Below are 8,320 nucleotides of genomic sequence, written 5' to 3'. Positions count from 1 at the left end.
TCCAGCCCATATCTGCCGGCCGGTAAGGCGAAGGACCCACCAGGTTGCCTAGTTTTGGGACCGATATTGTTGCTAGAGCAGGCATGATTGGTATTTTGGAACTTTCAATCTTCAGTTAGACTGATTTCACTGACAGCCTGGTCATCAAGGCGGTCAGGCTATCTTTAGCGTAACTCAAAATCGGCTTGAACGGCTACTTTGAAAATTTAGGGATTCCCGGCCGTAAATGAACATGACTGAAAATATCAGTCTAAGCCGAAGGTGGCCAGGGATGGAGCCAGCTGTGTCGACGATGTTAGACGGGGTTCTTTCCCGGCTTACATCGTGGGACGACCTCGGAGACACGTGTTCTTCGTGGCTTTGAGGCGAGACGGAAGCCCGTTTCTCAGGCTGGAGGCGTTCCCCATAGCAGGCGGAATCCCTGGCAGCCGCAGTGCGCTCAAGTCTAGTCAGTGTAACTTTACAACAATTTCAAATGCGCTTTCGGTCGGTCATAGTCCAACCAACGCTCCAGCTGATTCTGACCAGCCGTGATGATGACACAGCAGAGCCAGTACAGAATGGCAATCGTAATATAGATCGTCATGTAGTCCTGGTTCGCGCCAGCAACGATTTTAGCTTGCATGAACATTTCGGTCACGGTAATCATGGCCGCGAGCGAAGTACCTTTGAACATGTCGAGCAGAATGTTACCAAGGGCGGGAATGCTGATGCGAAAGGCTTGCGGAATGATGATAAAGCGCATGACCTTACGATAGGGCAGACCAATCGAGTAGGCGGCTTCATACTGGCCGGGGTCGATGCCCATAAAGGCTGAACGGAAGACCTCGGAGATGAAGGCGGCCGCACCAATCGTAAACGACAGGATAGCGGCTGGCATGGCATCGAGGCCAAAACCAAAGTAGACGATGAACAGGACGACTAACATCGGAACGCCCCGCATAAACGAGATGTAGGCGCGGGCCAACCAGTGGAGCAGTTTGCTATGACTCAGCTGTGCCAGGGTCAACAACATGCCTAGAATCGTGGCCAAGACAAACGCCATTGCGGTCAAGTAGATCGTCATGGGCAGGCCACTTAGAATTTGGGGAATGGATGACCAAGCCAGCGGTGCGTTGAAAAAGCCGGGGATCGAGAGGTACTTTAACATGGATGACACCCCTCAATTTCTATTGGCCAGTCGACGTAGACTTGATCGTAAAGTTCTTGGAGATGTGGACGTTAGGCTTCTTTGTCACGTCGGCACCGTAGTATTTCTCGGCAATCTTCTTGATGGTGCCATCCTTCAGGAGCTTCTTGATTTCCTTGTCGACTTCTTGCTGGAGCTTCGTGTTGCTCTTCTTCATCAAGATGCCGACACCCTGACCATCATCAGTAGTTGTGAAGTACATGTTCTTCACGATGTGTAAGCCGTTGTTTGGCACGGCGGCTAACGCTAATTTTTGCAGGTAGTAGTCGTTCATGATAACGTCGGTCTTACCCTTTTCGAGGTCCTTCAAGTAGACATCGTTGGAGACGTTATCGTAGTTGACCAATTTGGCTCCCAGCTGTTGAGCGAGCCGTTGATAACTCGTCCCCGCTTCACCGGCGGCCTTCTTACCCTTGATGTCGGCCCAGTTGTGGATACCGGAATCGTCCTTGTCCCGCACAACGATGCTGTTAAAGGAGTGCTTATAGACCGTCGACAGGGCAAATTGCTTCTTGCGTGCCGGGGAAAGGCCAAAGTCGTTCGCCGCCATGTCAGCCTTACCGGAGCTGACCGCCGTTAATTGACCGTCGACACTGAGTTCCTTAAATTTGACCTTCTTGCCCAGCCCCTTGGCAACGGCCCGGACAACTTCCACGTCAAAGCCAGTTAACTTACTGTTCTTGGACATGTGAAACGACGTGGGGTACAGCGTACCTGAAGTCGCGACAATCAATGTTTTCTTATCGGCAACCTTGGTATTTGTAGATTTCGATGAGGTCTTCCCGCAACCAACGAGACCGAGACTCATCACTAAACTTAACCCTAACCCTAAAACCAACCATTTCTTCGTCTTATTCATCAAGTATTCAGTCCTTTCAATTGTGATCTAAGACGTTCCAAGTATAACTACTTGAAAACGCTTTTACAACCGGGTATTGTGAAAATTGACTAGGTGCCGTTTTTCAGTGAAATTCAGGTGTGATTTGATCATCTATGAACATTGATAGCGGCGGTATCCCAGTAGTGATGCGATGGTAATTGGTTAGCCGTAAAGGGGGTTAGGTTTCTCATTTTACAATGTATTCGCTTGAATTTCACAAGTGAATAATTTTAAGTGGATTGGCTGATTAACGTTAGTGACATTTTCACCGTGAATGATGGCTCATAGATAAGATGGTTGCCATTTACAGTTAAGTGAGGAGTGTCAAGGCGCGGGTGCTGTCAATCCCAAATGTAGATTAGGTCAACTAACTTTCAACTTTAGAGGGGGCAATGCAGATGAGTGAATTAGAGTGGATTGGGGTACCAGCATTGACGTGGGCCAAGCGGGTCCGGAATGGTGAGGTTACCAGCCAAGAACTGGTGGAAGCGGCGTTTAACGAGATCGACCGACAGAATCCACAATTAAATGCGGTTATCACGACGCGTAAGGAAAAGGCGTTACAGGAGGCTGCGGCACAGGTCGATACCGGGCAACCATTTTTAGGTGTCCCCCTACTATTAAAGGGACTCGGCCAACAGCTACAAGGGGAACCAAGCACGAGTGGCTCGCGACTTTTACAGGATAATGTGGCAACGCAGACCAGTTTCTTCGTTAAGGCTCTGCAACGGGCAGGTTTCATTATTATTGGACAGACCAATTTTCCGGAATTCGGCTTTAAAAACATTACGGATGCCGAGATCTATGGTCCGGCGCGAAATCCCTGGAATCTGAGCTATCAACCAGGCGGGTCGTCTGGTGGTGCCGGTGCCAGTGTGGCTGCCGGATTGGTCCCAATCGCTGCCGGCAGTGACGGCGGTGGGTCGATTCGAATTCCATCCTCGTGGTCGGGGACAATTGGCCTAAAGCCAACGCGGGGTCGGGTGCCAGTTGGTCCTAGTGACTGGCGGTCTTGGCAGGGCGCGGCCATTGACTTTGCTCTGACCCGGTCGATCAAGGATACGGCGGTCCTATTGGATAGCCTACAAACGATTCAACCAGCCGCGGTCTTTCAGACGCCACTAGAAAAGGCCGGTTATTTGGCGCAATTGGATCAGCCAATGAAACCCGTCAAGGTGGGCTATACGACCGAATCCCCGGTGGGAACGCCGGTCAGTTCTGATGCAATCCAAGCGGTCGAGCAGGCGGCTAAATTTCTCAGTGATCAAGGATTTGACGTGGAGGAAGTTCACGTGCCAATCGATGGGGTGGCGCTCATGGCGAGTTATTACACCATGAATGCCGGTGAAACGGCGGCCTTTATGAGTGAGCTGGCAGACGGTATCGGTCGGCCACTGAAGCGAACCGATATGGAGCTGCTGACCTGGACGCTGTATCAGACCGGGCAGCATACGAGTGCGGCCGATTATAGTTTAGCGCTAAGCAAGTGGGATCAGGCCGCTTGGGCGATGGCGAAACTACACGCCAATTACCCGATCATTTTGACTCCAACAACGGCGTGGCCCGCACCCAAGGTCGGTGACACGCTGGTCTCAGCAGAAAATGAAATGAAGATGGCGTCCATCGAGAGCCTCAGTCCACGGGCGCAGAAGCAATTGATCTATGACCAATGGTTACCGGCTCTCACGCGGTCGCCATTTACCCAACAGGCCAATCTGACCGGGGAACCCGCAATTAGTTTACCCACAGCGGTCACCAAGGAAGGGTTGCCCCTTGGAATCCAGTTTAATGCAGCAAAAGGACAAGAATTAGCATTATTGAGGCTTGGTGCTTTATTTGAAGGCGCTGGAAAGTTAGAATGGTTACATGCAACTAAATTGGAATGAGGAGAGAAGATTTTGAAGGGAAAGCAATTTGGAATTTTAATGGGATTGGCGTTACTGGTTGCGGGCGGGTTAGCCGCTTGTGGCAAGTCGACGTCATCAACCGGTAACTCGGGTCAGTTGGCAGCTAAGCAGGTCGTTAAGCTGTCGGCAAAATCCGAAGTGACCACGTTAGACGTCTCGAAGGCCGCTGATTCGACGAGTCTGACCATGCTCTATCATACGCAAGAGGGATTGTATCGGTTGGGTAAAAAAGAGAAGCTGATCAACGCCATGGCAACCAAGACAACGGTATCTAAGGACGGGAAAACCTACGTCTTCAAGCTACGGTCGAATAACCGTTGGAACGATGGTCGTGCCGTCACTGCTAAGGACTACGTGTACTCCTGGCAACGGACGGTCAACCCCAAGACCGCGTCGGAGTACGCTTATCTGATGGCGGGTATCAAGAACTATGATCAGGTTCAAAGTGGCAAATTAGCCCCGAACCAGTTAGGCGTTAAAGCCTTGAACAAGAACACGTTGCAGGTGACGTTGAGTAAGCCAGTAGCCTACTTTAAGTTACTGCTCGCCTTCCCAACGTTCTTCCCCCAAGAGCAGAGCGTGGTTGACCGCTATGGGAGTGACTATGGTCATACCAGCGGCAAGACCGCTTACGATGGGCCATTTGTCATGACAAAGTGGCAAGGGACCAATCAGAACTGGGAACTTGTGAAGAACACCCATTTCTGGGACAAGAAGAACATCACGCTACAGAAGATGAACTTTCAGGTCGTGGCCGACCCATCGACCGGGCTCAGTCTCTTTCAGAAGAAGGACCTCGACGCAACCATGCTGGATGGAACGCAGGTGGCAAACCTGAAGAACAATCCTAGCTTGAAAACGTTTGTTGGTGGGACCACTTACTACATGCAGATGAACCAGAAAAAGGTCAAGGCACTGCGGAATTTAAAGGTACGTCAAGCCCTGTCTATGGCCATTGATAAGCAGCAGTTGGCCAAGAGCGTTTTGCGTGATGGGTCGAAGGCACCACTTGGCTTCGTTTCACAGAATCTGTCACGCAATCCCAAGACCAAGAAGGACTTTGCAACGGACGCTTACGTCAAGAGTGGGGTCACTTACGACTTACCGCAAGCCAAGAAATTAATGAAAGCCGGTCTAAAGGCAACCGGGACGAGGAAGCTGAACCTGACGTTAATGGCGGATGATATTTCCGTCACCAAGACGGTCGCGCAATACGTTCAAGCTGAATTGCAAAAGCTGCCTAACGTGAAGGTGACGATCAACAGTCTGCCATACAAGACGCGGTTGAGCCGCTCAAACTCTGGTAACTTTGAGTTGGTCCTTTCAAGTTGGGGCGCTGACTTCGCCGATCCAATCAACTTCTTATCGTTGATGAGTACCGGGAACACGAATAACAATGGTGACTTCTCCGATGCCCAATACGATGCGGCAATCAAGCGTTCTGAGAATCAGGATGCTAACGACCCAACGGCGCGCTACAACGACTTGGTCACGGCCGAAAAGCGACTGATGACGCAACAAGGGGTCGTTCCGCTGTATCAACCCGCCACGGCCGAGATGTGGAACTCTAAGGTCAGTGGTTACGTTTGGAATCCAGCGGGGATGAGTCGTGGTTACCAGTGGATGAAGGTCGAAAAATAGACTTTTCAGAGTGGGACAGAAGGCAGTTGATGCTCATCGATTGCTTTCAATCACACGTTTCGACGGAGCGCAAAAGGGGCTGGAGCTTTTGTCCCAGATCCGAAATTGAACACTTTTTCCTGAAAGCGAACGGCGTTGGTCGTTCGCTTTTTTTTGCAGTCTTGGAAAATGTTTCAGCCAGTCGATTTTTAAATTCGGAATTGAAATTAGTTATGAAACATGTTATACCAGAGATAGTCACAATGAAAGCGAATACATATTAGAATTAGATCAGGAAACTTGGAGGCTGACACCATGCAATTTGATGACTTACTTACTGAACAACGGAATCACCGCTCGACACACATTGACCGGGAATCCACGTTAGAAATGGTTGCAACGATCAACCGAGAGGATCACCGGGTTGCGCGAGCCGTACAGAAGCAGTTGCCCCAGATTGCGGCAGCCATTGACGCGGCGTACCCCAAATTTGATGAAGGCGGTCGGCTGATCTACGTTGGCGCCGGGACCTCTGGCCGTTTGGGTGTGATTGACGCAACGGAACTACAACCAACCTATGGGCTGACGGCTCAACAAACGTTTGGCTTGATTGCCGGGGGCACTCAGGCTTTGACAACGACGGTTCAAGCCGCCGAAGACTCACCAGAACTGGCCCAAGCTGATTTGGGCGCCGTGCACTTGACCAGTAAGGACGTGGTGATTGCGAGTGCCGCCTCCGGGCAGACACCATACACGTTGGCTGCACTGCAATTTGCCCAGGACCAAGGGGCACTAGGAATTGGCTTTTCCTGCATTGAGGGCAGCCCATTGTCTGAGCTAGCGGATTTCCCAATCACACCAGTTGTGGGTCCTGAAATTATCACCGGGGCCACTTTGCTGAAGGCGGGGACTGCTGAAAAGATGGTCCTCAACATGCTGTCGACGGGAATTATGATCAAGACGGGCAAGGTTTACCAAAACCTGATGATCAACGTGGTCCCAACCAATGGTAAGACCTTTGAACGGGCCAAGAAGATTATTGCGGAGGCGACTCAAACGTCGACGCTAGCTGCGGAACGGGCTTTAGATCGTGCTGGCAATAACGTGCCGTTAGCAATTGTGCTGATTGAAACCAAGGGGACGATTGCGGAGGCTAAGGCACTGTTGGATGCGACGAATGGTCACGTCTCACAAGCAGTTAAACTGAGTGACAAAGGTTAGATTTGAATAAATATAGCGTGATTTAAAGGAAGTCTGGAAAGTTTCTGGGCTCCTTTTGTTTTGGGTAAAAACCAGCTGAGTAGCGATTATGTATTATGCAATTTAATGAGATTGACCGGGAATATTGGGGTGATGGTTCAACTGAAACTCATAATTTGTTGGTAGAGTTTTCTTATTGGATACAGACTAAGATGTATTATACAATTGCTTTGCTCTAATAGAACTTGATTGCGAATAGGTCGATACGGTCCAATCTCTAACGCTAAAGAAAATAATTTCACAGTGGTTAGACCAATTTCAGTCATAAACTTGACTGGTCCACACCAATTCTCTATACTTTAATTTAGGTATAACTGGAAAGGAATGTGGCAAGACATGTATTTAGCAGATGAACACCGTTACGAGAAGATGCCGGTTCGGCGTGCAGGGAACACCGGGTTCCAATTGCCCGCAATCTCTTTTGGGATGTGGCACAGTTTTGGCGAAAATGCCAACTATGGGGACACGCGTGATGTGATTTTGAAGGCGTTCGATGCGGGTATCTTTAGTTTTGACCTCGCTGCCAACTACGGCCCAGGGTCATACGCTGCCGAAAGTCTCTTTGGCCAAGTGCTGCAACGGGAATTGATGCCTTACCGTGATGAATTGGTTATTAGTAGTAAGGCTGGTTTCCACATGTGGCCAGGACCATACGGACAAATGAGTTCCCGTAAGGCCTTGACGGCTTCTCTGGACCGTTCATTAAAAGCGATGGGCTTAGATTACGTTGACATTTATTACAGTCACCGGTTCGACCCGGAAACCTCACCAGAAGAAACGGCCGTTGCGTTGGACGATTTGGTTCGCCAAGGCAAGACGTTGTACGTGGGAATTTCGAATTACACGGAACCGCAGGCTGCAGCGATGATCAAGATCTTTAAGGACTTGCATACGCCATTCGTCGTTGATCAGGTTTCCTATAACATGTTGAACCAGACGGCTAACAATGACGGCTTGTTCGACATGTTGGCTAAGAACAATGCTGGGGCCATTGCTTACGGTCCCTTGGCTGAAGGGCTTCTGACGGACAAGTACCTGGATGGGATTCCAGCGGACGTTGACATCCATTGGTCAAACGAATTCGTCTTGGACAATGGCCGTGACAAGATGGTGCAGAAATTACAAGCGCTCAATCAAATTGCCCAGAGCCGTGGTCAAAAGTTGTCTCACATGGCTCTAGCTTGGCTATTACACAACCCAGTCATTACGAGTGTCATCACCGGGGCATCCAAACCGGCGCACTTGAAGGAAAACATCAAGGCGGTTCAAAACCTGGCCTTTGATGATGACCAATTACAAGCAATCGATAAAATCTTAAAGGCTTAAGCATTAAGGAGAATGGGACAGAAGGCGGTTAGTCAATGAGTAGTAACGTTGCTAGACAAATAGTCTCGGTTTTGGGTTGTTTGTCCAGCGGGGTTAAGCGCAGTTGACTGCCTTTTGGCGCACGTTTCGATCATATAT

At 49.9% G+C, this 8,320-nt stretch carries 6 protein-coding genes; 4 read left to right on the top strand and 2 right to left on the bottom strand.

Annotated features, from left to right (window positions below; translation table 11 throughout):
- Positions 1–460 precede the first annotated feature (460 nt).
- Positions 461–1,150: an amino acid ABC transporter permease gene (locus FC99_RS07565; protein ID WP_048735829.1), complete on the bottom strand. Its 690-nt coding sequence runs from the start codon at positions 1,148–1,150 to the stop codon at positions 461–463.
- Between the two features lie 19 nt (positions 1,151–1,169).
- A complete protein-coding gene (locus FC99_RS07560) occupies positions 1,170–2,048 on the bottom strand; it encodes a transporter substrate-binding domain-containing protein (RefSeq protein ID WP_048735830.1) in 879 nt (292 codons plus the stop codon).
- Positions 2,049–2,467: 419 nt separating this feature from the next.
- Here FC99_RS07560 and FC99_RS07555 point away from each other — a divergent pair, with 419 nt between their 5' ends.
- The 4 genes from FC99_RS07555 (at position 2,468) to FC99_RS07535 (ending at position 8,182) form a co-directional block, all read left to right on the top strand.
- Entirely contained in the window at positions 2,468–3,955 is a 1,488-nt protein-coding gene (locus FC99_RS07555; RefSeq protein ID WP_156166949.1) for an amidase, read from the top strand.
- Between the two features lie 12 nt (positions 3,956–3,967).
- A complete protein-coding gene (locus tag FC99_RS07550) occupies positions 3,968–5,617 on the top strand; it encodes a peptide ABC transporter substrate-binding protein (RefSeq protein WP_048735832.1) in 1,650 nt (549 codons plus the stop codon).
- 294 nt (positions 5,618–5,911) lie between these two features.
- Positions 5,912–6,817: an N-acetylmuramic acid 6-phosphate etherase gene (gene murQ / locus FC99_RS07540; RefSeq protein ID WP_048735834.1), complete on the top strand. Its 906-nt coding sequence runs from the start codon at positions 5,912–5,914 to the stop codon at positions 6,815–6,817.
- Between the two features lie 375 nt (positions 6,818–7,192).
- Positions 7,193–8,182 (top strand): aldo/keto reductase, encoded by a 990-nt coding sequence (locus FC99_RS07535; RefSeq protein ID WP_048735835.1) that lies wholly within the window; start codon positions 7,193–7,195, stop codon positions 8,180–8,182.
- Positions 8,183–8,320: the final 138 nt, after the last annotated feature.

This window comes from Levilactobacillus koreensis JCM 16448, assembly GCF_001435525.1.
GTDB lineage: Bacteria > Bacillota > Bacilli > Lactobacillales > Lactobacillaceae > Levilactobacillus > Levilactobacillus koreensis.
Note: the sequence above shows the minus strand (reverse complement) of the source record. Positions and strands in the feature narration are given on the sequence as shown.